General features: G+C 66.5%; 21 protein-coding genes. 13 read left to right on the top strand and 8 right to left on the bottom strand.

Annotated features, from left to right (window positions below):
* The first annotated feature begins 234 nt into the window (after window positions 1-234).
* Complete coding sequence (gene kdgT / locus OKW28_RS26320; protein ID WP_429450110.1) at window positions 235-1257, top strand: 2-keto-3-deoxygluconate transporter; 1023 nt, start codon at window positions 235-237, stop codon at window positions 1255-1257.
* Window positions 1258-1288: 31 nt separating this feature from the next.
* Here the strand turns inward: kdgT and OKW28_RS26315 are convergent, their stop codons facing one another.
* A complete protein-coding gene (locus tag OKW28_RS26315; RefSeq protein ID WP_429450108.1) occupies window positions 1289-1909 on the bottom strand; it encodes a GNAT family N-acetyltransferase in 621 nt (206 codons plus the stop codon).
* 121 nt (window positions 1910-2030) lie between these two features.
* On the bottom strand, window positions 2031-3476 hold the full coding sequence (locus OKW28_RS26310) for an NAD-dependent succinate-semialdehyde dehydrogenase (RefSeq protein ID WP_429450106.1): 1446 nt from the start codon (window positions 3474-3476) through the stop codon (window positions 2031-2033).
* A gap of 293 nt (window positions 3477-3769) precedes the next feature.
* Between OKW28_RS26310 and OKW28_RS26305 the strand changes: the two genes are divergently transcribed.
* The 6 genes from OKW28_RS26305 to OKW28_RS26280 all read left to right on the top strand — a co-directional run bounded on the left by OKW28_RS26305 (window position 3770) and on the right by OKW28_RS26280 (window position 8622).
* A complete protein-coding gene (locus OKW28_RS26305) occupies window positions 3770-3973 on the top strand; it encodes a cold-shock protein (protein WP_007181784.1) in 204 nt (67 codons plus the stop codon).
* Between the two features lie 36 nt (window positions 3974-4009).
* Entirely contained in the window at window positions 4010-4420 is a 411-nt protein-coding gene (locus OKW28_RS26300) for a hypothetical protein (protein ID WP_429450105.1), read from the top strand.
* 380 nt (window positions 4421-4800) lie between these two features.
* The gene (hpnJ, locus tag OKW28_RS26295) at window positions 4801-6222 is read left to right on the top strand and encodes a hopanoid biosynthesis associated radical SAM protein HpnJ (protein ID WP_018417789.1); all 1422 of its coding nucleotides are present in this window, start codon (window positions 4801-4803) and stop codon (window positions 6220-6222) included.
* Window positions 6219-7379, top strand: a complete 1161-nt coding sequence (hpnI, locus tag OKW28_RS26290; RefSeq protein ID WP_090805232.1) for a bacteriohopanetetrol glucosamine biosynthesis glycosyltransferase HpnI — start codon at window positions 6219-6221, stop codon at window positions 7377-7379. Before hpnJ ends, hpnI (OKW28_RS26290) begins: the two co-directional genes overlap by 4 nt.
* A gap of 26 nt (window positions 7380-7405) precedes the next feature.
* Entirely contained in the window at window positions 7406-7564 is a 159-nt protein-coding gene (locus OKW28_RS26285; protein WP_429450103.1) for a hypothetical protein, read from the top strand.
* Window positions 7561-8622 (top strand): lysylphosphatidylglycerol synthase domain-containing protein, encoded by a 1062-nt coding sequence (locus OKW28_RS26280; RefSeq protein ID WP_429450101.1) that lies wholly within the window; start codon window positions 7561-7563, stop codon window positions 8620-8622. The genes OKW28_RS26285 and OKW28_RS26280 overlap by 4 nt, the downstream gene beginning before the upstream one ends.
* A gap of 17 nt (window positions 8623-8639) precedes the next feature.
* Here OKW28_RS26280 and OKW28_RS26275 read toward each other — a convergent pair whose 3' ends face one another.
* Window positions 8640-10043, bottom strand: coding sequence for an ATP-binding protein (locus OKW28_RS26275; protein ID WP_429450099.1), 1404 nt, complete (start codon window positions 10041-10043; stop codon window positions 8640-8642).
* A complete protein-coding gene (locus tag OKW28_RS26270; protein WP_090805227.1) occupies window positions 10040-10699 on the bottom strand; it encodes a response regulator in 660 nt (219 codons plus the stop codon). Before OKW28_RS26270 ends, OKW28_RS26275 begins: the two co-directional genes overlap by 4 nt.
* A 378-nt stretch (window positions 10700-11077) precedes the next feature.
* Between OKW28_RS26270 and OKW28_RS26265 the strand changes: the two genes are divergently transcribed.
* From OKW28_RS26265 to hpnK, 3 genes are read left to right on the top strand one after another with little or no spacing between them, the layout of a single operon-like run.
* Entirely contained in the window at window positions 11078-11428 is a 351-nt protein-coding gene (locus tag OKW28_RS26265) for a hypothetical protein (protein ID WP_184043340.1), read from the top strand.
* Between the two features lie 19 nt (window positions 11429-11447).
* Window positions 11448-12713, top strand: coding sequence for a bacteriohopanetetrol glucosamine biosynthesis glycosyltransferase HpnI (hpnI, locus tag OKW28_RS26260; RefSeq protein WP_429450097.1), 1266 nt, complete (start codon window positions 11448-11450; stop codon window positions 12711-12713).
* Complete coding sequence (gene hpnK / locus OKW28_RS26255) at window positions 12713-13543, top strand: hopanoid biosynthesis-associated protein HpnK (protein ID WP_429450095.1); 831 nt, start codon at window positions 12713-12715, stop codon at window positions 13541-13543. Before hpnI (OKW28_RS26260) ends, hpnK begins: the two co-directional genes overlap by 1 nt.
* Before the next feature lie 38 nt (window positions 13544-13581).
* Here the strand turns inward: hpnK and OKW28_RS26250 are convergent, their stop codons facing one another.
* From OKW28_RS26250 to OKW28_RS26240, 3 genes are read right to left on the bottom strand one after another with little or no spacing between them, the layout of a single operon-like run.
* Window positions 13582-16641 carry an efflux RND transporter permease subunit gene (locus tag OKW28_RS26250; protein WP_429450093.1) on the bottom strand — a complete coding sequence of 1020 codons (3060 nt, stop codon included), beginning with the start codon at window positions 16639-16641 and terminating at the stop codon, window positions 13582-13584.
* Window positions 16638-17762 carry an efflux RND transporter periplasmic adaptor subunit gene (locus OKW28_RS26245; protein ID WP_429450091.1) on the bottom strand — a complete coding sequence of 375 codons (1125 nt, stop codon included), beginning with the start codon at window positions 17760-17762 and terminating at the stop codon, window positions 16638-16640. Before OKW28_RS26245 ends, OKW28_RS26250 begins: the two co-directional genes overlap by 4 nt.
* A complete protein-coding gene (locus tag OKW28_RS26240) occupies window positions 17752-19164 on the bottom strand; it encodes a TolC family protein (protein ID WP_429450089.1) in 1413 nt (470 codons plus the stop codon). Before OKW28_RS26240 ends, OKW28_RS26245 begins: the two co-directional genes overlap by 11 nt.
* A 221-nt stretch (window positions 19165-19385) precedes the next feature.
* Between OKW28_RS26240 and OKW28_RS26235 the strand changes: the two genes are divergently transcribed.
* The 3 genes from OKW28_RS26235 (at window position 19386) to OKW28_RS26225 (ending at window position 22402) form a co-directional block, all read left to right on the top strand.
* Entirely contained in the window at window positions 19386-20048 is a 663-nt protein-coding gene (locus OKW28_RS26235; RefSeq protein WP_429450087.1) for a response regulator, read from the top strand.
* Window positions 20045-21409 carry an ATP-binding protein gene (locus OKW28_RS26230; RefSeq protein ID WP_429450085.1) on the top strand — a complete coding sequence of 455 codons (1365 nt, stop codon included), beginning with the start codon at window positions 20045-20047 and terminating at the stop codon, window positions 21407-21409. Before OKW28_RS26235 ends, OKW28_RS26230 begins: the two co-directional genes overlap by 4 nt.
* 90 nt (window positions 21410-21499) lie before the next feature.
* Window positions 21500-22402, top strand: coding sequence for a ProQ/FinO family protein (locus OKW28_RS26225; protein WP_429450084.1), 903 nt, complete (start codon window positions 21500-21502; stop codon window positions 22400-22402).
* Between the two features lie 27 nt (window positions 22403-22429).
* Here the strand turns inward: OKW28_RS26225 and OKW28_RS26220 are convergent, their stop codons facing one another.
* Window positions 22430-23779, bottom strand: coding sequence for a TAXI family TRAP transporter solute-binding subunit (locus tag OKW28_RS26220; RefSeq protein ID WP_429450082.1), 1350 nt, complete (start codon window positions 23777-23779; stop codon window positions 22430-22432).
* Between the last annotated feature and the right edge of the window lie 125 nt (window positions 23780-23904).

The raw sequence follows: 23904 nt of genomic DNA, 5'->3' as shown, positions 1-23904 counted from the left end.
AACGCAGAGTCTTGATTTCGGAACACTGGTCCGAAAATATTGTGACGGGTGATCGCGGCTGGCAACGCATAGCGCGAACGACCGGGTAAACGATAGTCAGGTTTAAGAAAGAAAACGGAACGGCGTTCCTTTCATGATGCTATATTGCGCCGGACAGGGAGAGCCCGGCGTAGAACGGGACACCAACGCGGGTCATTGGCCCGTCAACGGGACGCCACCGTCCATGGAGGAGGCATGAAGATCAAGAAGGCCATCGACCGCATTCCTGGCGGTCTGATGCTGGTGCCGCTGCTGCTCGGCGCCTGTGTGCATACGTTCGCGCCGGGCGCGGGCAAATACTTCGGCTCGTTCACCAACGGCCTGATCACCGGCACCGTGCCGATCCTCGCGGTATGGTTCTTCTGCATGGGCGCGACGATCGACCTGCGCGCGACCGGCACCGTGCTGCGCAAGTCGGGCACGCTGCTTGCCACCAAGATGCTGGTCGCGTGGATCGTCACGCTGATCGCGGCGCGCTTCATTCCGATCGATGGCATCAAGACCGGGCTGTTCGCGGGACTGTCGATGCTCGCGATCACCACGTCGATGGACATGACCAACGGCGGGCTGTACGCGGCCGTGATGCAACAGTACGGCACGAAGGAAGAGGCGGGCGCGTTCGTGCTGATGTCGGTCGAATCGGGGCCGCTGATCAGCATGATCATTCTGGGTGCGACGGGGGTCGCGTTCTTCGAGCCGCGCCTGTTCGTCGGCGCGGTGCTGCCGTTCCTGATCGGGTTTGCGCTCGGCAACTTCGATAGCGAGCTGCGCGAGCTGTTCGGCCGCTGCGTGCATCCGCTGATTCCGTTTTTCGGCTTTGCGCTCGGCAACGGCATCGATCTGAACGTGATCGTCACGAGCGGCCTGCCGGGCATCGTGCTGGGGCTTGGCGTGATCGTCGTGACTGGCGTGCCGCTGCTTCTCGCAGATCGCTGGATTGCCGGCGGCAATGGCGCGGCGGGGCTGGCGGCGTCGTCGACGGCAGGGGCCGCGGTCGCGAATCCGGCGATCATCGCCGACATGATTCCGAGCTTCAAACCGCTGGTGCCGGCCGCGACCGCGATGGTCGCCACCGCTTGCCTCGTGACCGCGATTCTGGTGCCGATCCTCACGGCGCTGTGGGTGCGCCGGCATCATGCGCGCGACGCGCTGCGCGAGGAGTTCGCCACCGCGACGCAGGCGGCGCCGCTCAATGAGCAGCGCGATGCGCATGTTTGAATGAGTCGGTAGCAGGAAGCCGGCGCGCCGCTCAGCGCGCCAGCTTCGCTTCGAGCATCGCTTTCACCGCCGGCCATTCGTCGTCGATGATGCTAAAGCGCACCGAATTGCGCTTGCGCCCATCGGGCATGATCCGCTCGTGCCGCACGATGCCTTCCTGTTGCGCGCCGATGCGCAGGATCGCCGCGCGCGATTTGTCGTTGAGCTCGTCGGTCGTGAACTGCACGCGCACGCAGCGCATCACGTCGAACGCGTGGCACAGCAGCAGATATTTCGCCTCGGTGTTCACGACCGAGCGCTGCGCCGAGGCGGCGAGCCACGTATGGCCGATTTCGAGCTTGCGGTTCGCGCGATCGACCTTCCAGAACCGCGTACTGCCGACGATCCGGCCAGCACGGCCATTCTCGTCATCCTCGTCGCGCCGCACGATCACGAACGGCATCACCTTGCCGGCCGCACGGCCGGCGAGCGCGGTGGCGAGATAGGCGTCGATCGTCGCCGGGCCCGGCACGACAGTCAGCTTCATGTCCCACAGTTGCCCGTCAGCGGCGGCGTCGACGAGGGCCTGCGCGTGCTCCTCGCGCAGCGGCCGCAGCTCGACCAACGAGCCGCTCAGCGTGGGCTGCATCGATTCGGCGGAAATATCGTTCATGGCAATAAAAAAGGTCCGCGAGCGGAAGACTCGTGGACCTGGCAGATCGGTTGAGCCGCGCTCGGGAACGATGCGAGCGGCAAAACCGCGGCGCCGTTCCCGAAGCGCGTGATTGGCGTGATTAAACCGACATCACCGTGACCGCCTTGGTCACGAGGTAGGCTTCCATCGCCTCCGGGCCGCCTTCCGAGCCGTAGCCGGAATCCTTGACGCCGCCGAACGGCATTTCCGGCGTCGGCGTGGCAGGCTGGTTGATCCACAGCATGCCGACTTCCATGCGCTGCGACAGCAGGTGCACGTTGGCGAACGACTTCGTGTACGCGTAGCCGGCGAGGCCGAACGGCAGGCGGTTCGCTTCGGCGATCGCTTCTTCGAGCTTGTCGAAGCCGCGAATCGCGGCGACCGGGCCGAACGGCTCGTTGTTGAACACGTCGGCTTCGAGCGGCACGTCGGTCAGCACGGTGGCCGCGAAGAAGTTGCCTTCGGTACCGACGCGCTCGCCGCCCGTCGCGACCTTCGCGCCGGTCTTGCGGGCGTCGTCGACGACCTTGGCCATCGCCGTCAGCCGGCGCGCGTTGGCGAGCGGCCCGAGCGTCGTGCCTTCGGCGAGACCGTCGCCGAGCTTCAGGCTTTCAGCGTGCTTGACGAGCGCCGCGGCGAACTCCTCGCGGATGCTGTTGTGCACGAGAAAACGCGTCGGCGAGATGCAGACCTGGCCCGCGTTGCGGAACTTCGCGGCGCCGGCTGCCTTGACTGCGAGCGCGACGTCGGCGTCTTCCGCGACGATCACCGGCGCGTGGCCGCCGAGCTCCATCGTCGCGCGCTTCATGTGCGAGCCGGCCAGCGCCGCGAGCTGCTTGCCGACCGGCGTCGAGCCCGTGAACGTGACCTTGCGGATCACCGGATGCGGGATCAGGTAGCTCGAGATTTCAGCCGGATCGCCGAACACGAGGCCGACCGTGCCGGCCGGCACGCCGGCCTCGACGAAGGCTTGCAGCAGCGCCGCCGGCGACGCCGGGGTTTCTTCCGGCGCCTTGACGAGGAACGAGCAGCCGCAGGCGAGCGCCGCCGACAGCTTGCGCACGACCTGGTTGACCGGGAAGTTCCACGGCGTGAACGCCGCGACCGGGCCGATCGGCTCCTTCAGCACCTGCGACTGCGCGGCAAGGTTGCGCGACGGCACGATGCGGCCATACACGCGGCGGCCTTCGTCCGCGAACCATTCGATGATGTCCGCGGCCGCCAGCACTTCGCCGCGCGCCTCGGCGAACGGCTTGCCCTGTTCCTGCGTCATCAGGCGGCCGATGTCCGCGGCGCGCTCACGCACGAGGGCGGCGGCACGGCGCATGACGGTTGCGCGCTCGTTGGCCGGCACCTTGCGCCAGGCTTCGAAGCCGCGCTGCGCGGCTTCGAGCGCGCGGTCCAGATCGGCGATGCCGGCATGCGCGACCTTGCCGATGGCCTGGCCGGTCGCGGGGTTGATCACGTCGAGGGTCTTGCCGCTGGCGGCGTCGCACCATTCGCCGTTGATCAGAAGACGGGTATCGGTATAGCTCGAGATGGCCATGCTGGGTTCCTGTGAGTGGGAAAGCAACTGGCCGCGCGGACGTGCGGTACGAGGCGACACTCCTGCGCGGCCATGAATGAATTGCGGATACTATTTATCTTATCTGATTGCGGGCAATCGCACCGGGCGCGGCCCGCAGGCGCCCGGTCGCGGCATGCGGCTTGCTGAGGCTTGGCACCGGAGCGATTTTGCGGGTCGTGCCGGGGCGCCGCGTCAGCGCTGCACGAAACGCTTGCAGGACGCAGCGCTTCATCCATTCAACCGCTACTACAGCGCATCACGAGGACATCGCCATGCCAACCGGAACAGTGAAATGGTTCAACGACGCAAAGGGCTTCGGCTTCATCACTCCCGATGACGGCGGCGAAGATCTGTTCGCCCATTTTTCGGAGATTCGATCCGAAGGTTTCAAGTCGTTGCAGGAAAACCAGAAAGTCAGCTTCGAAATCAAGCAGGGGCCGAAAGGCAAACAGGCCGCCGACATCAAGCCCGTGTGACGCCGGCAGGGCGGCTCATCCGCATGCGAGCCAACCATGGATAAGGACGCCGCCTACGCGGAGATCGAGCGCAATGGCGGCGCCGTCTATGCGAAAAACTTCGCCGCGCGCTATCCCGACGAACCGCTGACGCCGTTCTGTCATCGCTATCTGTTCGAGCAGGCGCAGCGCGACGACGCGGCGCATGAGGCGGCCGCCGCCACGCACGACGACGAGCGCGGTTTCGCGCTGAGGTCGCTCGCGCGCATGGAGGCGTCGTCGCATATCGCGCAGGCGGCGGCGAGCGCGTCGCGCGACGCTGCGGCCGCCGCCCACACGTCGGCGCGCGCGGCGCGGCGCTCGGCCTTCTGGACCATGATCGCCGCGCTCGCGTCGGCGCTCGGCGTAGTGGTAAACGCGGCCCTCAATCTCGGCTGGCTCGAATGGGCGAGGCATATCGCGCGATGAGCGACGCGTCGGGCCGAGCGTTCGGGCCCGTGAACGTGGCGTGAATCGGCGGCGCCGGCGGGGCTCGCCCGCACGCCACGCGACAACCTATCCATTTACCACACCGATACGACATCGATACGACACGATTGCACGAGCGCGTCGATTGCACAAATCGCCCATCGGAGCATGCCGCGCGCGGTCTGAACGCAGTATTATTCTTCAGGTTTCCTTCAGCTTTGCTCCGTACTATTTGCGCCACTGCCCGTGGCCTTTCCGGACCGCGGCCGCCGCTACGTGCATGTCGAGCACAGGCTTTCTCGACCTGCATTCGGGCAATGGAACAGAATAGATTCCCGACTGAAAACCCAAAGCGCCTATATAGGCTTGCTGGAGCATCCATGAAAACTCTGTTCTTGCAGGCGCCGTCGTACGACGGCTTCGATGGTGGCGCGGGTTCGCGCTACCAGGCCAAGCGTGAAGTTCGCTCGTTCTGGTATCCGACGTGGCTCGCCCAACCCGCGGCACTGGTTCCCGACAGCCGCGTGCTCGACGCCACGGCAGACGGCCTGTCCGTCGACGCCGCCCTCGACATCGCCTCGCAATACGAGCTGGTGGTGATCCACACCAGCACACCATCCTTCCCGACCGACGCGTTGTTCGCCCAGGACCTCAGGAAGCGCAAGCCGTCGCTGCTGATCGGCATGGTCGGCGCGAAGGTCGCGGTCGATCCGCATAATTCGCTGACCGCGACCGAGGCCATCGACTTCGTGTGTCGCGAGGAATTCGATTTCACCTGCAAGGAAATCGCCGAAGGCAAGCCGTTCGCGCAGATCCTCGGCTTGAGCTATCGCACCCCCGACGGCTCGATCGAGCACAACGAATCGCGCCCGATCCTCGAGAACATGGACGAGCTGCCGTTCGTCGCGCCGATCTACAAGCGCGATCTGACCATCAAGAATTACTTCAACGGCTACCTGAAGCATCCGTACGTGTCGCTCTACACCGGTCGCGGCTGCCGCTCGAAGTGCACGTTCTGCCTGTGGCCGCAAACGGTCGGCGGTCATCGCTATCGGGTGCGTTCGGTCGAGAACGTGCTCGAGGAAGTCAAGTGGATTCGCGACAACATGCCCGAAGTCAAGGAGATCATGTTCGACGACGACACGTTCACCGACTTCAAGCCGCGCGCCGAAGAAATTGCGCGAGGCATGGGCAAGCTGGGGGTCACGTGGTCGTGCAACGCGAAGGCCAACGTGCCTTACTCGACGTTGAAGATCATGAAGGACAACGGCCTGCGCCTGCTGCTGGTCGGCTACGAATCCGGCGACGACCAGATCCTGCTGAACGTCAAGAAGGGCTTGCGTACCGACATCGCGCGGCGCTTCGCCCAGGACTGCCGGACGCTGGGCATCAAGGTGCACGGCACCTTCATTCTCGGCTTGCCGGGCGAGACGCCGGAGACGATCCAGAAGACCATCGAGTACGCGAAAGAGATCAATCCGCTGACGATCCAGGTGTCGCTCGCCGCGCCGTACCCGGGCACTACGCTCTATAACCAGGCGGTCGAGAACGGCTGGCTCGCGGAGAACAAGGTGATCAATCTCGTCAGCAAGGAAGGCGTGCAGCTGGCGGCGATCGGCTACCCGCATCTGTCGCGAGACGAGATGTACCATCAGCTCGAAAACTTCTATAAACGCTTTTATTTCCGGCCGTCGAAGATCTGGGAGATCCTGCGCGAAATGCTGACGAGCTGGGACATGATGAAACGGCGCCTGCGCGAAGGCGTCGAATTTTTCCGCTTCCTGCGCGCGCACGAGGCGTGAGCGCCGCACACCTCGCCGCCGTCACGCTCGCGTACGCGTGCGCGGCGGCGACCGTTGTCGGCATCGGCTACACCGTGCTCGCGAGCGCGCTGATCGGGCGCTTCTTCGCGAGGGATGTAGCCGAACCCTCCAGCTTTCCACCCATTACGGTTATCAAACCGTTGCATGGCAACGAGTGGGCGTTGCTCGACAATCTGTCGAGCTTCTGCGCGCAAAATTATCCTGGGCCCGTGCAATTCCTGTTCGGCGTGCATGACTGCGCCGACCCCGCGCTGCAAACCGTCAACGAACTGCGGCGTCTCCATCCTCAGGCGGACATCACCGTCGTCGCCGACGCGCGTCTGTATGGCCCGAACCGCAAGATCAGCAATATCCTCAACATGGTGCCGCAGGCGCGCCACGACGTGCTCGTGTTCGCCGACAGCGACGTGTGCGTCGGCCCGGACTATCTGCGCAACGTGATCGGCGAATTGCAGCAGCCGGGCGTCGGGCTTGTCACCTGCGCATATCGCGGCCAGCCCGATCCGGGTTTCTGGCCGCGGCTGTCGGCGATCGCAACCAATTACCAGTTCCTGCCGGGCGTCGTCACCGGACTCGCGCTCGGGCTCGCGCGGCCGTGCTTCGGCCAGACCATCGCGATGCGGCGCGACACCTACGAGCGGATCGGCGGTTTCAAGCCGTTCGTGCAGCATCTGGCCGAGGACTACGAGATCGGCGCGGCGGTGCGCGCGGCCGGCGAGCAGGTCACGATTCCGCCGTTCGCAATCGCGCATGCGTGTGTCGAAGCGAGCGCCGCGCAACTCGTGACGCACGAACTGCGCTGGAGCCGCACGATTCGCCGCATCGATCCGCTCGGACACTTCGGCACGGCGCTCGTGCATCCGTTGCCGTTCGCGCTGCTCGCGCTCGCGTGCTCGGGCGGCGCGCCGTGGGCGTGGCTGCTCGCGGCAGTGACGGTGGTCGCGCGTCTCGCGTTGAAGTGGCGCGCGGATCGGGCGTTGCGTCAACGCTGCCGCGATCTGTGGCTTCTGCCGTTATGGGATATTGTATCGTTTGCGATTTTCGTCGCGAGCTTCCGCTCGTCGCGGGTGATCTGGCGGGGCTTCAGCTTCAAGGTCGACGGCGATGGGCTGCTGTCGGCGGCGCAGGACGAATGACGAACGAACGGCAGATTGGGCTGGCAATGAACGAAGAAGTTTCGAGCGGGCGAAACGGGAGCGCCCTGGAGACGCACGGCAGCGCCCCGGCGACACCGGCGGCGGCGCGCACGGCAACGCATGCCGTGGCAGGCGGCGTGCGGCGCACGACGTATATCGAGGTCGTGTGCGAGGTGCCCGCATGATGAAGCATCTGGGCCGCGCGGCTGCGCTCGCGGGTTTGCTGATCTCTTTGTGGCTCGTCTGGCGCGAAGATCCGCGCGCGGTGCTCAGCGCGTTGCGCGCGGCTGGCGCGGGCCTCGTGGTGGCCGCGCTCGCGCATGTGCTGCCAATGATCGCCAACGCGTGCGACTGGCGCTCGCTGATTCGCGGCGCGAACCGCCCCAGCTTCGGCAGGATGCTTCATCTGGTGTGGGTGCGCGAATCGGTCAACTGCATGCTGCCGGTCGCGCGGATCGGCGGCGAACTCGTGTCGTTCCGTATGTTCAAGCGCTGGGGCGTCAGGCCGTCGACAGCGGTGGCCAGCACCATCGTCGACATGCAGCTGACCGTGATCAGCCAGCTGATGTTCACGATGGTCGGGATTGGTTTTCTGTTCGCCAATGCGCAATCGGGCGCGCTGCGGCTCGCCGGGCAGCTCGCGTGGGGCGTGGTCGCGTTGACGCCGGTGCTGTTGCTGTTCGGGCTCGTCCAGCATGCCAATCCGTTCGAGCGAATCACGCGCGTGGCGAACCGCGTGACGAGCGGCAAGCTAACCGCGCTGGTCGGCCAGTCCGCGCAGATCGATCAGTCGATCAAGGTGATCTGGCGCCGCCGCGCGGTCGTGCTGCGCTATCTGTTCTTCTGGCAGCCGCTGCAATGCGTGCTCACCTCGCTCGAAATCTGGCTCGCGCTGTATTTCCTCGGCGCACGCGTGACGCTCGTCGAGGCGATCGTGATCGAATCGCTGATCCAGGCGGTCAGCAGCGCCGCGTTTTTCGTGCCGGGCGGTCTCGGCGTGCAGGAGGGCGCTTTCGTACTGATTGGCGGCGCACTGGGACTCGACCCCGCCACCAGTCTCGCGCTCGCGGCCGCGCGGCGAATTCGCGATCTGCTGATATTCGTGCCGGGCCTGATCGCGTGGCAGCTGTTCGAGGCGTCCGGCAGCGCGCGGCCGCATGCCGCGCCGCACGGCGTGCGCGCCGAACTGGCCAAGCAGCGTTCGGGCGTCGCTGACGCGAACCGGGGCGGCGAGCGGCGCTGAACGATTGGCGCGCGCCTTCAGCGCGTCGCGCGATAGGCCGGAAACGACACCCGCACCGCAAGCCCCTGGTCCCCGATCCCGGCGCCTAGCTGCAGACTCGCGCCGAAATGCTCGGCGATCCGCGCAACGATCGACAAACCGAGCCCGCTGCCGGTCGCCTGATTGCCGGTAGCGCGGAAAAAGCGGTTCGTGAGCCGCGCGAGATCGTCCGGCGCGACGCCGGGGCCGTCGTCGCGCACGATCAGCTGCACCTGCTCGTCGGCACGGCGCACCGCCACTTCGACATTGCCGCCCGAGCGTCCGTACTTGATCGCGTTATCGAGCAGATTGTCGAGCAGGATGCCGATCAGCACGGGCTCCGCGTCGATCTCGGCGAGCATGTCGCCGACCAGCATCACATTGATGTGCTTCTGTTGCGCATTGCGCCTGTTCGCGAGCAGCGTATCTTTCGCGATCGCCGCCGGCCTCAGCGGCTCGGTGGGCAGCTTCTCCTGCACGTCGAGCCGCGCGAGCAGCAGCAGTTGCTCGGCGAGCCGCGCGCTGCGATCGACGCCTTGCACGACGCGCTCCATCGCGAGCCGCTGCAGCGCGATGTCGGGCTCGGCGAGCGCGACCTGCGCCTGTACCTTGATCGCGGCGAGCGGCGTCTTCAGTTCGTGCGCGGCATCGGCGGTGAAGGCGCGCTCGAGCTCGCGCGCATGGTGCAGACGCGCCAGCATCTGGTTGATCGCGTCGACGAGCGGGCGCACCTCGAGCGGCGTGCGGCCGATGCCGACCGGTTCCATGCGGTTGATGTCGCGCGAACGGATCGCGGCCGACAACACCTTCAGCGGCGCGAGACTCCAGCCGATGCTGAGCCACACGAGCACCGCGAGCACTGGCAGCGCGATCAGCGTGGGCCGCGCGATGCGGCTCGCGACACCGCTCACCAGGTCGCTGCGGGTGTTGGCCAGTTCGAACACACGCACGCAGTGACCGAGCGCCGTTTCGCGCAACGTGAACGAGTGATAGAGCCGACCGCCCAGCGTGACGTCCTGCGCGCCGCTCGCGGGCGGCAACGGCAAATCCCACGCGGCGAGCGCATGCAGTTGCGGGCTGCCCGCCAGAATGGCGCCGTTGGCCGCGCGCACCTGGAAGAGGGCGTCGCGCGGCAGCGTGTCGTCGTCGTCGAGATCGCTCGCGCCGGCCTCACCGCCTCTCTCTTCTTCGCGCACGTCGATGCGCGCATTGGCGAGCGTCATCAGATTGGTCGAATCGAGCAGCGCGAGCATCTGCGCGAGTTCGGCGAGACGCGCTCGTTCCCACGCGGCGACTTCGTGGCTCGCCTGCCGGTAGCTCGACACGAGCGCACCGCCCCATACGATCGCGATGCTGGCGAGCACGAGCAGCACGAGGCGCCGTCGAATCGACGGACCGATCATTCTTTCTCCATCACATAGCCGATGTTGCGCACGGTCTTGATCAGGCTTGCGCCGAGCTTCTTGCGCAGGTTCGACACGTGCACCTCGATCGCATTGCTTTCGATTTCTTCCTGCCAGCCGTACAGGCTTTCTTCGAGCCGCGAGCGCGACTGAGGAATGCCGAGATTGGTCAGCAGTTGCAGGAGGATCGCCCATTCGCGCGACGTGAGCGGCACGCGCGCCTCGTCGATCTGCACCGTTTGCGCGGCCGGATTCACTGTCAGATTCTGGTAACGAATCAGATCGATACTGCGACCTTGTGCGCGGCGCAACAGCGCGCGGCACCGCGCCACCAGTTCGGTGAGATCGAACGGCTTGCCGAGATAGTCGTCGGCGCCCGCTTCGAGTCCGCCGACGCGATCGACGACCGTGCCTTTTGCGGTCAGCACCAGCACCGGCACGTCATTGCCGGCGTCGCGCACGCGTTTGAGCAGTTCCGTGCCGCTCACGCGCGGCAGGCCGAGGTCGAGTACCACCAGGGCATATTGAGTCGTGTCGAGCGCGAGGCCGGCCTTGTGGCCGTCGCGTGCCCAGTCGACGGTGAAGCCGGCCTGACGAAGGCCCGCCTCGACACCGCAGCCGATGAGTTCGTCGTCTTCTACGAGGAGTAAGCGCATGAGGCAAATATTCCATTCTGGGGCTTTATTGCATAACGTCGAGCATTTTGATGCAAGCGGTATTGATGCAGACGAACAATCTGCCGCGTTCCGAAGTGTAACCACGCCGTTCGTTAGCCGCTTCATGCCATGCGTGTGCTTAAGGTTTCCTTCAGCTTGAATCGATACCATCGACGCGCTATAAAATGGTCGTCGCAGATCGTAATGCATGTGTGAGACCACGTTGTCGTCAGACCATCGCAACCTGATCGTAAGGACTTCGATGGAGCGACCGCGAGGCATTCTTTATGCTGGTCGATGGCGTCAACGGACGATCTCGACGAGTCCCGCCCATTGCCAGCATCCGGTCAGGCCGCAAGGCCGCGCACGAGGCACGTTATGAAGCGAGTCACCATCGACATGCTACGAGCCCATCTGCTAGTCGCGTCTCTGACGGCCGCAGGCACGGAAGCGCTGCTGTGCATGGCGTTGCCGGTACTGCCGGTCTCTGACGCTTTTTTCGCTTCGGCATCGTTCAGGCTGTTCGCGCTCGCGCTGATCATCGGCGGCGTGGTGATCGCGCGCGAATTTGCCGAGGTCGCCTTCGAGGTCGCGGTGCGGCGCGACTGCGCGACTCGCGCTGCTCGCGGCGCATGGCCCGCCGTGATCGCAGCGAATTGTCCGCGCCGGTGGCTCGTCGTGCTTCATCTGCGACTAACGGGGCAACCTTTCGTGCTGGCCGAGCACTGACGGACACGGACGACACACAATGGCGGCGCACGCGTTGATTGCATGTCAATGGCTTCTGTTAGCCGCCTGCGTTAGCGCTTCGATCTACACGGTAGCCGCCGCGCTCGCCATGCCGTTTTTCACCGCCCGACATAAATCGAACCATCATGGGGGCAGGGCCGTCAATCGCGCGCTCAGCCGTTCGCTGATGGATTCGCTCGATTGTCCAACCGGGCCGTTCGCGCAGGTCGGTGTCAGCGTGCTGAAGCCGCTATGCGGCGCCGAGCCGCGTCTCTACGAAAATCTGCGAACCTTCTGCGAACAGCGACATCAGCATTTTCAGCTGGTGTTGGGTGTGTCGTCGCCGCACGATCCCGCCATCGCGGTGGTACGCCGTTTGCAGGCCGCCTATCCGAAGTGCGACATCGAGCTTGCAATCGACACGCGCGTACACGGCAGCAATCTGAAAGTCAGCAACCTGATCAACATGGCGGCACGCGCGCGCCACGACGTGATCGTGATCGCCGACAGCGACATCGCGGTCGACTCGGACTATCTCGACAGCGTCGCCGCGCCGCTCGCGGACCCGAACGTCGGCGTGGTCACGTGCCTGTACGTCGCGCGCGGCGTCGGCGGCTTCTGGCCGCGTGTCGGTGCGCTGTTCATCAACGAGTGGTTCGCGCCCTCGGTGCGGGTCGCCCATGCGATGGGCTCGCGCCGCTTCGGCTTCGGCGCGACGCTCGCGTTGCGGCGCGCGACGCTGGAGCGCATCGGCGGCTTCGAAGCGCTGAAAAACTGCCTCGCCGACGACTACTGGCTCGCCGAGCACGTGCGCGCGCTCGGTCTGCAAACGGTGCTGTCGCGCGTGATGGTCGCGACCGACGTGATCGAGCCGACCTTCGCGGCGCTGTGGCAGCGCGAAACGCGGTGGCTGCGCACGATCCGCTCGGTCAATCCGCCGGGCTTCGTGTCGCTGCTGATCACGTTCCCCACGCCGTGGCTGTTGACGAGCGCGGGGCTGACCGTGTCGCTCGCGACGTGTGCTCACGCGCCTTTCGCGGCGATGGTCGCGAGCGCGACGGCCACCGCGGTCTGCGTTGGCGCGCGCCTGCTGCTGCACCTTCGCGCGGCACGCCGCGCGCGCACGTTCTGGCGCGATCTGCCGCTGGTGCCGTTGCGCGATACGCTGCTCGCGCTCCAGTGGCTCGTCAGCGCGTTCGGTTCGCACGTCGTTTGGCGCGGCGAGCGCATGCAGCTCGGCACGCCGTCCGCCGAGCGCAGCGGCCGGCTGGACAGTCTCACGTGATGGAGAGCGCAAAACCCGCCCAGTCGCGCGGACTGATCACCACCGCCGACGATTTCGGTCTGCATCAGCGCGTCAATATCGCGGTCGAGCGCGCGCATCGCAACGGTGTGTTGCGCGCCGCGAGTCTGATGGTCGGCGCGCCGGCCGCCAAAGACGCGGTCGCGCGCGCGCGTATGCTGCCGGAACTGCGCGTGGGCCTGCATCTGGTGCTGGCCGACGGCGCCGCGCTGGCGCCGCGCGAGCAGGTCGCCGCGCTGCTCGACGAGAATGGCCGCTTCGGCAGCAACATGGTGCGTGACGGTGTGCGCTTCTTTTTTCTGCCGCACGTGCGCCGGCAGCTCGCGCACGAAATTCGCGCGCAATTCGAAGCCTTCGCCGCGACCGGCCTTACGCTCGACCACGTGAATACACACAAGCATTTTCATCTGCATCCGACCGTGCTTGGCCTGATCCTCGACATCGGCCGCGACTACGGCATGAAGGCGATGCGTTTGCCGTTCGAAGCGAACGCGCCGCTGTGGCTGCGGCCGTGGATCGCGCACGTGAAGACGCGGCTCGAGCGCGCGGGGATCGCGCACAACGATTACGTGGTCGGCATCGCGGCGAGCGGGCGCATGGATGAGGCGACCTGGCTCGCCGCGCTCGCGAATCTGCCGCATGGTGTCGGCGAAATCTACTGTCATCCGGCGCTGGCCGGCGACGCGCTGAGCGACGGCATGCACGACTACCGGCATGCCGACGAGTTGCAGGCGCTGCTGTCGCCACGGGTGGCCGCCGCGATCCGCGCGCTTGGGGGGCGGCTCGGCGGGTTCGCGGATGTGCTTGCGTAGCGCCATGCTTCGCGAAACGCGGAAAACTTTGGCCACGCTCACACCGGCTGCTTTTTCATCAACAGCTTCAGCAACGCCGGTAGCAGCAACAGCACGAGCGGCAACTGCACGATCAGTCCCGAAATGATCGCAATCGCGAGCGGTTGCTGCATCGCCGAGCCTTGCCCCAGCGCGAACGCGAGCGGCAACAGCGCGAGGATCGCGGCGATCGTCGTCATCGCGATCGGCCGCAGACGGTTGCGGCCGGCGGCCTGCAACGCGTCGTCGAAGGGCATCTCGTCGTCGCGCACCAGCGCCTGCAATTCCGACACATAAAAGATCGCGACCTCGGTCACGATGCCGATGATCATCGTCATGCCCATCATCGCGGAGATGTTCAACTCGATGCCGGTGATCCAAAGGCCGATGAACACCGCGCCGGCCGCGAGCAGCGGCATCACCAGCACCGCGAGCGCGACGCGCAGGCGCTCGTACAGGAACAGCAGGAGGCCGAACACGAGTGCGATCGCGGCGCCGAACACGGTCAACAGACCCTTGAAGGCGATCTGCTGTTGCTGGTACAGACCGCCGAGCTCGTAATAGACGCCCGACGGCAGCAGGTTCGCATCGCCGAGCGCCTTCTGCACGTCGGCGATCGTCGAGCCGAGATCGCGCCCGACGATGCGCGCGGTGACCGCGACCATCCGCTTCAGATTCGAGCGGCTGATCTCGGGCTGACCGGTGACGCTCACGCGATCGGCGACGCGCTTCAGCGCGAACAGATGTCCGTCCGGCGCGCGTATCTGTAGCTGACCCAGTTGCGTATCGGTCATCTGGCGCGCGCCGTTCACGCGCACGCGCACGCCGACCGTTTTCGGGCCGCTCTGGAACTGCGTCGCGACATTGCCTTCGAGCATGTCGGTGACAGCCTGCGCGATCGCTTGCGGGTCCATGCCTTCGGCCGCGGCTGCGGCGGGCAGGATGTGCAGTTCGATCGCGTCGCCGGCGGGATTGATGCCGTCGTTCACGTCGACGATGCCCTGAATCTGGCCGATGCGCGCGGCCACCTTGCGCGCGGTCGTGTCGAGCGTGTGCGGGTCGTCGGAGAAGATCTTGATCTGCACCGGTTGCGGCACCGCGGTCAGATCGCCGATCAGGTCTTCCATCAGCTGCGCGAGCTCGATGCTGACGCCCGGCACCTGCGTGTCGATTTGCGAGCGGATTTCTTCCATCACGGCGTCGATCGGCTCGCGTTTGCCGGACTTCAGCCGCACGAAGAAGTCGCCCTTGTTCGGCTCGTTCAGATCGCCGCCGAGACCCGCGCCGGTGCGGCGAGAATAGGTCGCGACGTTCGGATTCGCGCGCACGATCTGCTCGATCTGCTTCATCAGCCGGTCCGTTTCGGTGATCGAGGTGCCCGGCTGCGTGTGATAGTCGAGCACGAAGCCGCCTTCGTCCATGCTGGGCATGAAGCCGCTGCCGACGCGCGTGAACGCGAACGCCGCGATGACGATCAACGGCACGACGCCGAGCAGCACGAGCGGCGGCCGCGCGATCACGCGCCCGACCGTCAGCGCATAGCGCCGGTTCAGCCACGTGGCGAAACGTGTTTCCTGGTGCTCCTCGGCGTCTTTGGGCTTCAGCCAGTGGTCGCACAGGATCGGCACCGCGAGCCATGTGACGAGGAACGAAATGAACAGCGCGCTCGCCATCGTCAGCGACAGCGCCTTGAAAAAGGCCCCCGTCACGCCCGACAGAAACGCGAGCGGCACGAAGATGATCAGTGTCGCCGCTGACGAACCCGCGAGCGGCCGCGTGAATTCGAGCGCCGCGGCCATCACGCGGCCGTGGAACGCGCGCGCGCCGGCTTCGCGCATGCGCCGCACGATGTGCTCGATCATCACGATCGCGTCGTCGATGACGAGGCCGACCGCGGCCGCCATACCGCCCAGCGTCATGATGTTGAAGCCCATGCCGAACACGTCGAGCAGCAGGATCGTCGCGGCCATCACGACCGGCACCAGCGCGACCGCGATCGCGGTGATCTTCCAGTTGCGCAGGAAGAAGAACAGCGTCAACGCCGCGAGCACGATGCCGATCATGATCGCGTCGCGCACGCTGGTGGCAGACGCGATCACGAGTTCGCTCTGGTCGTACCAGTTCGACAGATGCACGCCCGCGGGCATCTGCGGCTCGAATGCCGCGATCTTCGCGCGGATCGCGCGCGCCATCGCGACACTGTTGGCGCCGGGCTGCTGGTACACGTTCAGTAGCACCGCGTCCTGGCCATCGGCGGTGACGCGCATCCATTGCGGCACCACGCCCTGGCTCACCACCGCGACGTCGCCCAGACGGATCTGCGCGCCGTTCGCATTGCCGTTGGCGGACACGACGACGTTGCGCAATTCGTCGAGCTGCGTGATCGTCGAGTTCGTGACGACGAGGTACAGCTTGTCGTGATCCTCGATGCGGCCGTTCGCCATCAGCACGTTGCTCGCGCCGATCGCCTTCGATACGTCGGCGAGCGACAGCTTGTACGCGGCGAGTCGGGCGGGATCGACCGCGACTTCGAACTCGTCCTGCGCGCCGCCGGTCACCTCGACGCGCGCGACGCCTTCCACCGACGACAGCAGCGGCCGCATCTGGAACTGCGCGAGATCGTGCAGCGCCGATAGCGACTGCCGCGTCGACGTGAGGCTGTACGCGAGCACCGGAAACACGGTCGGGTCCATGCGCCGCACCCGCATCGTCGTGCCGGGCGGCAGCGTCGCGAGAATTTCGCCGATCGCCGACTGCGCCTGCAACGTCGCCTGCGCCATGTCGGTGCCCCAGTCGAAGTTCAGCGAGATCTCCGCGGCGCCGCGGCTCGTCCTCGAATCGACGTCGCGCACGTTCGGCACGCGGCGCAGCGCTTCCTCGACCGGCATTGTGACGAGCGTCGTCATCTGCTCGGCGGGGCGGTCGCCCGCGTCGAGCGACACGACCGCGCGCGGAAACGCGACGTTCGGAAACAGCGAGATCGGCAGACGGAATGCGCTCAGCGCGCCGGCTATCGCGAGCAAGGCGATGACGAACAGCAGCGAGCGGCGATGCGTCTGCATCCATTGACCGAAGTTCATCGCGCGCCATCCCCGCCGGCGCGTACCGCCATGCCGTCTTTCAGCTCGTAGTTGCCGCTGCTCACGACGCCGAGCATGGGGTCGAGCGGACCGTCGACGCCGTAGCGCTCGCCGTTTTCGACCGCGATGCTCACCGCGATGCGGCGCGCCTTGTTTTGCGGCGTGATCTGGAACACGTACGCGTGTTGGCCATCCTGCAGCACGGCCGCGCGCGGCACGATCCAGTGCGTGCCGGTGCGGGTCGCGATGTCGCCAGAAACGCGCGTGCCGGGGATGAACGGCGTCTGCGCGAGCGGTACCGTCGCGCCGATGTTGACCAGTTGCGATTGCGGATCGATCGCGGCTCCGACGAGCACCACGCGGCCTTCGATCGACGTCTGTGCGAGTGCCGTGGACAGGCCGTGCAGCGTGACGATGTCGCCGGGATGGATCGTTGCGGCGTCGGTGGGCTCGACGCCGAGCGTCACGTTTGCGCGCGCGTCGCGGCTCGCGCCACTCGCGAGTTGCAGAATCGCCGCGCCGGCCTGCACCTGGTCGCCTTGTGCCGCCGATAGCTGCAGCACCACGCCGTCGAACGGCGCGGTCACGACCTTGTTGCCACTCGTGATGCCGGTCTGATTCTGCGCGGCGAGCGCTTCGCGCGCATCGTCGACGGCCTTGCTCGCGCTGGCGAGCTGCGATTGCGTCGCGAGCCCCTTGTCGTACAGCGACCGGGTACGCACGAGTTCGCCTTGCGCGAGCGTCAGCGCGCTTCTCGCCTGGGTTGCGGCAAGCGCGGCGGCAGGATCGGCCTGCACGACGAAGAGTGGCGTACCGCGCTTGACGGTCTCGCCCGCCTGCACGCGCATCTGCACGATACGCGACACGTAGGGCAGGTTGATCGTCGTCAGGTTCGACGCGGTGGCCGCGACGATCCCGAAGCCGCGCACCGGCTGCGCAATTGCGGCGCGCTGCACGCGCACGGTCTGTACCGCGACCGACGGTTGAGCTTCGCTGGCGGCGTTGTCGTCCGCACGAACCGGATGGACCGATGCATACAGCAGGATCGCGCAAACGAGCGGCGCGGCGACGGCCGCAACGCGCGGCCACGGATGCCGCGACGAGAATAGGCTATTTCGCATGAGTGTCGATGAAAGTCTGAGCGGAAGAGAAAGCATCGGGAATCGCGCTGCCGAGCAGCGCCTGCAAGCCGATGCGTTGTTCGGCGAGCGCTTCGCGCAGCGTCGCGACGTCGATGCGTTTCGCGAGCGCGGCGCTTTGCGCATCGGTGTATGCGCCGAGCACGAGGTTGTGTTCGGCGTAGGCCGCCGCGGCTTCGCGCGCGGCGCGCTCGACGCCGGGCAGCGCGGCTTCGGTCTGCTGCAATTGGCGCGCGAGAATCGCGCTGTCTTCGCGCAGCCGGGCGACGTCCGCATACGCCTGGTTCAGGCGGGTCTGGTACTCGTCGCGAAGCCGCTGGCGGGTCGCTTTTTCGATCGCGACATTGCCCTGGTTGCGGTTGAAGATCGGCAGACTCAGGTTGACCTGAAAGCCGCTCGTGTAGATGTTCGACGTGTCGCGCGCCCGCACGAAGCCGACCGACAGACTCGGGAACTGGCTCAGAATCGCCGCGCGATATTTCTGCTCCTGCGCTTCGTAGCCTGCCTGCAGCGCGATCAGGTCGGGGCGGCGGCGGGCGAGCTCGGCGAGCGCTGAGTCGAGTGTGGCGTCGGGGAGCGGCGCGACGTCATCGTCGCTGCCCGATTGCAATTGCAATTGCACGTCGGGCGCGAGGCCCAGCAACGCATTCAGATCGTGATGGGTTTGCGCGGCCGCGCGCTCGGCATCGGTGTATTGCTTGCGTGCGTCGCCGTAGGCGAGCAGCGCGGCGGTGAGCGTATCGTCGGTCAGATTGCCAGCGGCGCGCGCCGCGGCCATGCGCTCGTAGCGCGTGCGCGCGAGCTCGCGCTGCTGTTGCAACAGCGGCAGCGTGCGCTGCTGGAAGCAGCGCTTCACGAACAGTTGCCGCGCTTGCGCGACGACCTGCCATTCCTGCCACAGCAGGCCGAGATCGGTCTTCGCGAGCGTCGCGTCGGCGGACTGTTTATTCGCGCTGCGCAGCACGATCGCCATCACGTCGATGCTGAGGCCATAATTGAACGCGCGCGTGGTGCCGGCCGCCCCCGGATAATCGCTCGACACGCTCAGTTGCGGGTCGGGCAGCAGACCCGCCGAATATGCCTGCGCGCCGGCAATGCCGAGATCGTCGCGGGCCAGCTTCAGATCGGGGTTGTTGGCGACCGCGAGCATCGCGACTTCATCGATGTCGAGCCCGTCGGCGGGATCGAAACGATGCGCGGCCAGTTCGGGCAGCGGCATGCTAGCGGGATCGATGCGGATCCGTTCGAGCGATCGCGCGGACGTCGAGGTGTCCTGCGGCGCGAGCGGCTCGCGGTGATAGGTCGCGCAGCCGCTCATCAGCAGCACGCACAACGGCATCAGTGCGCGCCGACGCAGCGCCGCGACGGGATGGAAATCAGGCAAAATCCGGCTCCTGCGAATCATCGGAAGGGGCGAGCGACTCGCGAACGAGGCCTCGCAGAGAGGGCTGATTGTCCGCAGCGCGCGCTTAAGACAGGCTTAACGTCAAATCGCGCGACCCGCGCCGTGCGAAATCGACGCGTCATCAGTACCTCGTAAGGGTTCGTTAAGCTGCCGCGGCCGATAATGCGGCGGCCAAAACCGCACGAAGGAGAGGAGAGGCCATGCGCCTGCTACTGGTCGAAGACGACGACATGATCGCAGAATCGGTGCTGGGCGCGATGCGCCGCGCCGGCTATGCGATCGACTGGGCCGAGGACGGTCGCGCGGCGGAACTGTCGCTCGATAACGGCGTGTACGACCTCGTGCTGCTCGACCTCGGCCTGCCGAAAAAAGACGGCATCGACGTGCTGAACGCGTATCGCCGCAACGGCGGCGCGGCGCCCGTGATCATCCTGACCGCGCGCGACGCGGTCGACGAGCGCATCCGCGGTCTCGACGCCGGCGCCGACGACTACCTGATCAAGCCGTTCGATCTCGACGAACTGGCCGCGCGCATTCGCGCGCTGCTGCGCCGACGCACCGGGCAGAAGCAGCCAGTCTACAGCCACGGCGAACTGACGCTCGACCCCGCCGCGCATGAAGTCACCAGGGACGGCGTGCCGCTGCCGCTGGTGCCACGCGAATTCGCGTTGCTGCAGGCGCTAATCGAGGAGCCGACCCGCGTGTTCACGAAGGCCGAGCTCGAAGAAAAGCTGTACGGCTGGGGCGAGGAAGTCGGCAGCAATACGATCGAAGTGCATGTGCACAGTCTGCGGCGCAAGATCGGCGCGGACCAGGTCGTGACCGTGCGCGGGGTCGGCTACCGCCTGAAGAGGTGCGGATGACGTCGATTCGCCGCTGGCTGCTCGGCTGGCTGATCTTCGGCATGGCGGCGGCGTCGATGGTCGCGGCTTTCGCGATCTTCCATACCGCGCGGCGCGAGGCGAGCGAACTCTTCGACTACGAACTGCGCACCGTCGCGCTGTCGCTGCCGTCGGCGCTGAGCGGCGTGGGCAGCCGCGAGCGTCGCGACCCCGACCTCGGCGATCTCGCCGACGACCGCATCGTCATCGAAATCTGGGACCGCAGCGGTACGCTCGTCTATCACTCCGCGCGGGCGCCGGTGTTCGAGCGTCTGCCGCCGGGCTTTCACACAGTGCCGCGCGGCGAACACCACTGGCGCATCTTCGGCGTCGCGCAGACAGACCGCTATGTGCAGGTCGCGCAACCGGTCTCGGTGCGCGAAGAACTCGCGTTGCATCTCGCGCTGCACACGCTGTGGCCGCTCGGCGTGCTGCTGCCGGTGACGATCGCGCTGGTGCTGCTGGTGGTCGCGCGCGGGCTCGCGCCGATCGGCGGGCTGTCGCGCGCGCTCGCGACGCGTTCGATCGATTCGCTCGAACCGCTGCGGCTCGACGGCAACCTGCCGGTCGAAATCCGGCCGCTCGTCGAAGCGCTGAACGATCTGCTGCAACGGTTGCATACGGCGTCGCAGGCGCAGCGCACGTTCATCGCCGATGCCGCGCACGAGTTGCGCTCGCCGCTCGCGGCGCTGAAGCTGCAACTGCAGGCGGCGTCGCGCGATGGATCGCTGAGGGGCGAGGGGCAGACGCTCGAGCGCGTCGAAAATCGGGTGAACCGGATCATCCACCTCGTGCAGCAACTGCTGACGCTCGCGCGCGAAGACGCGCAGCCGGTCACGTCGACGGTGCCGGTCAGCCTGCGCCGCATCGGCGAGCAGGCGGTCAGCGATTGTTCCGTGCTCGCGGAGTTGCGCGAGATCGATCTCGGCCTCGAATGCGAACACGCGCGCACACCGAACGACGCCTATACGGTGCTCGCGGAGCCGCACAGTATCAGTGTGTTGTTAGGGAACCTGATCAATAACGCAATCCGTCATACGCCGCCGGGCGGCCGTGTCGACGTGGTGCTGCGACGCACGGGCGAGCGCGTGGGCTTCGAGGTCGTCGACAGCGGCTCGGGAATTCCGGAGGCGGAACTCGAACGCGTGTTCGACCCTTTCTATCGCGGCGAGGAGTCGAAGGGCGAGGGCAGCGGGCTCGGTCTCGCGATCGTCGCGCGGATCGCCGAGAGGCATCAACTCGGCCTGTCGCTGAGCAACAATGTCGGGGGGCCCGGTTTGCGGGTGTCGGTCACGGGGCTGCGCGCGCCCGCCGCCCACGCGCCCGTCACGGCCGCGAATTGACGATCGTCACTGCGGCTCGGGTTGTCACAAGCACGTGGGCGCACGCTGCTACAATCTCATTTTTACAGATCGACAGATTGGTTGTGCACTATGGGTTTCGAACAACTCGCTGAACTGAAGAAGCAACTGGCCGCGGCGCGCGCCGCCGCAGAGTCCGCCGGCAAGCCCGATCGCAAATCGGCCGCGCGCCCCGCTTCGAAGTCCGCTGGCAAGCCCGCTTCAAATTCAGCGGCACATCCTGGTTCACATGCCGAGCGTGGCGCCAATCCGGGCACGAAGCCCGGTGGCCGGCCCGGCGCGAAGCCGGCCGCAAAGGCCGGCGCTCGCCCGGACGGCAAGCCGGGCCCGCGAGCCGGCCGCCCGCAGCCGGCGCGCCACGCCGCGCCCGTCAAGCCGGCGGTGGACGCCAAGCCGGTGGACCCGGTGGTGCGCTCGATCGGTCGTCTGCAAAAACGTTTTCCGGTTGCTTTCCCGAAGAATCCGGCCCCGAAGCTGCCGCTGAAGATCGGCATTTTCGAAGACCTCGTCGGGCATGCGAAGGAGCTGTCGCTGAGCGAAGCCGAACTGCGCGACGCGATCAAAACATGGTGCCGTGGCGGGCGCTACTGGAAGAGCCTCGTCGAAGGCGCGGCGCGCGTCGACCTGGCGGGCGTCGAAGCCGGCAAGGTTACGGCGCAGGAAGCGGCGGGTGCTCAGCGCCTGCTTGCGCATCGCGCGGCGAAGGGCGCGCAGAAGGCCGCCACCGCGACGGCAAGCGCGAATGCGCCGACCGATGCAGGTACGCCGGCCGAGGGCGCGGCCGCTGAAGCGTCACATGCCGAAGCAGCGGTAGCGGCAGTCGCGGAACAAGCGGCCCGCCAGGCGGATGTCGCTGCTGCGTCGCCGGAAGCCGTAGCGGCGGATGTCGCCGGGAGCGCGGACACCCAGGCGCAGACCAGCGCGCAACACGAACCGCAAGCCACCGCTCCCGCCTCGCCCCCCTCCCAAGCCTAACCTTGGCACAGCCCGTCATGGCCTCGATCACGAGGCCATGACGGGCGGCGCAGCCGTCAACCGGCTGCGCACGAATCCCACATGCTCGCGCAGCACGTAAAACGCATCCGCATACGCAAGCGGCATGCGCAGGTGGCTCAGCGCCGCCTCGATCTCATCCAGTTGCCCCAGTAGCTGCGTGCGCTCCTCGTCGGTTGCGCCGGCGAGCGCGTGCCGCTCGATCGCGATCAGCGAACCGTAATAACGATAGATGCGCGAGCGCACCCGCCACCGGTACAGCGCCGGAATCACGCGCATGGCGGGCAACAGCAGCACGGCGATCGGCAACAGCAGGACGAGCGTACGATCGCCGATGCTCGCGAGCCAGAAAGGCAGCGTCCGATATAAAAAGCCCTTGCCGGTCCGGTAATAGCGCTGCGCGTCTTCGCTGATCGGATATTCGTGCTCGACCGGGGTCGGGAACTGGCCGGCGCGCTGCAACAGGCCCGCGGCGCCGTGCACTTCCTGCGCCGCCTCGATCAATAGGTCCGAAATCGCCGGATGCAGCGTGCTGCGCGCGACGAGTTCGACCGTCGGACTAATCAGGTGAACGGTCTCGGGCGGAATGCGCCGCTTCAGATCGAGCACGCCGGGCGGCAAGTCGATCTGGTCGAGAAACGGAAAGACGCGTGTATAGGCGCTCGCTTCGTCGAAATTCATCACCGAGATGCCGGGTACGCGCAACAGCCGCAGCATCAGGCCGCGCGTGGCGGAATCGCCGCTCAGAATCGCCGCGTCGACCTCGCCTGCAACCAGCTGCGTGGCGGCCTGCAGGCCGTCGCTCGGCACTAGCGTCGTGGCGCCGCCGGGCTCGATGCCGTTCGCCGCGAGCAGTTGCAGCGCGAGCAGCCGCGTGCCGCTGCCTTCGCGGCCGACTGCGATCCGCTTGCCTTCGAGCTGCGCCAGTTGGGTGAGCGCCGCGCCGCGATAGAACACGACGATCGGCACATAGAACACGCTGCCGAGCGACACCAGCGACGAAGTATCGAGCCCTTCGGCCACCCCGCCCTGCACGAGAGCGATATCGACGTGCTGCTTCGGATCCAGCAGCCGCTGCAGGTTCTGCACGGAACCTTCGGATTCGAGCACGTTCAGGCGGATGCCGTTGCGCGCGAGGATCTTGCGGTACTGGTTCGCGGTGACGACGAACGAGCTGTCGCGCGGGCCGGCGCTGATCGTGATCGTGCGCGGCGGCGCCGGATTGGCGATCCAGACGATCAGCACGATCGCGAACGCGATCAACAGCGCCGTGATGAAGTAGGGCAGCAGGTGCTCGCGCCATTCGGCGCGCGTAGGTTCGGCGGGAAAGTGCGGAGGCCGCGGACGCTGCGCTTTCATGAAGACTCCGTGCGGGAAGCCAGGTGAAGGCATTGTCGCCTGTGCGGGGCGGCTTTGCCGTCGACGGTTCGCTTTATTGACCGGGCGCGCGGCGGTCGACGAAGCCTGCCACCCACAGCCGAAGA

The organism is Paraburkholderia sp. 40 (genome assembly GCF_050434105.1).
In the GTDB taxonomy this organism is placed as follows: domain Bacteria; phylum Pseudomonadota; class Gammaproteobacteria; order Burkholderiales; family Burkholderiaceae; genus Paraburkholderia; species Paraburkholderia tuberum.
Note: the sequence above shows the minus strand (reverse complement) of the source record. Positions and strands in the feature narration are given on the sequence as shown.

Coding starts and splice junctions, on each gene's coding strand:
- OKW28_RS26280 (WP_429450101.1), top strand. CDS start 7,561: ATGATGAAGCATCTGGGCCGCGCGGCTGCGCTCGCGGGTTTGCTGATC.
- OKW28_RS26310 (WP_429450106.1), bottom strand. CDS start 3,476: ATGGCCATCTCGAGCTATACCGATACCCGTCTTCTGATCAACGGCGAA.
- OKW28_RS26235 (WP_429450087.1), top strand. CDS start 19,386: ATGCGCCTGCTACTGGTCGAAGACGACGACATGATCGCAGAATCGGTG.
- hpnK (WP_429450095.1), top strand. CDS start 12,713: ATGGAGAGCGCAAAACCCGCCCAGTCGCGCGGACTGATCACCACCGCC.
- OKW28_RS26230 (WP_429450085.1), top strand. CDS start 20,045: ATGACGTCGATTCGCCGCTGGCTGCTCGGCTGGCTGATCTTCGGCATG.
- OKW28_RS26220 (WP_429450082.1), bottom strand. CDS start 23,779: ATGAAAGCGCAGCGTCCGCGGCCTCCGCACTTTCCCGCCGAACCTACG.
- OKW28_RS26245 (WP_429450091.1), bottom strand. CDS start 17,762: ATGCGAAATAGCCTATTCTCGTCGCGGCATCCGTGGCCGCGCGTTGCG.
- hpnI (WP_429450097.1), top strand. CDS start 11,448: ATGGCGGCGCACGCGTTGATTGCATGTCAATGGCTTCTGTTAGCCGCC.
- OKW28_RS26285 (WP_429450103.1), top strand. CDS start 7,406: ATGAACGAAGAAGTTTCGAGCGGGCGAAACGGGAGCGCCCTGGAGACG.
- OKW28_RS26265 (WP_184043340.1), top strand. CDS start 11,078: ATGAAGCGAGTCACCATCGACATGCTACGAGCCCATCTGCTAGTCGCG.
- OKW28_RS26275 (WP_429450099.1), bottom strand. CDS start 10,043: ATGATCGGTCCGTCGATTCGACGGCGCCTCGTGCTGCTCGTGCTCGCC.
- hpnJ (WP_018417789.1), top strand. CDS start 4,801: ATGAAAACTCTGTTCTTGCAGGCGCCGTCGTACGACGGCTTCGATGGT.
- OKW28_RS26305 (WP_007181784.1), top strand. CDS start 3,770: ATGCCAACCGGAACAGTGAAATGGTTCAACGACGCAAAGGGCTTCGGC.
- OKW28_RS26250 (WP_429450093.1), bottom strand. CDS start 16,641: ATGAACTTCGGTCAATGGATGCAGACGCATCGCCGCTCGCTGCTGTTC.
- kdgT (WP_429450110.1), top strand. CDS start 235: ATGAAGATCAAGAAGGCCATCGACCGCATTCCTGGCGGTCTGATGCTG.
- OKW28_RS26225 (WP_429450084.1), top strand. CDS start 21,500: ATGGGTTTCGAACAACTCGCTGAACTGAAGAAGCAACTGGCCGCGGCG.
- OKW28_RS26270 (WP_090805227.1), bottom strand. CDS start 10,699: ATGCGCTTACTCCTCGTAGAAGACGACGAACTCATCGGCTGCGGTGTC.
- OKW28_RS26300 (WP_429450105.1), top strand. CDS start 4,010: ATGGATAAGGACGCCGCCTACGCGGAGATCGAGCGCAATGGCGGCGCC.
- OKW28_RS26315 (WP_429450108.1), bottom strand. CDS start 1,909: ATGAACGATATTTCCGCCGAATCGATGCAGCCCACGCTGAGCGGCTCG.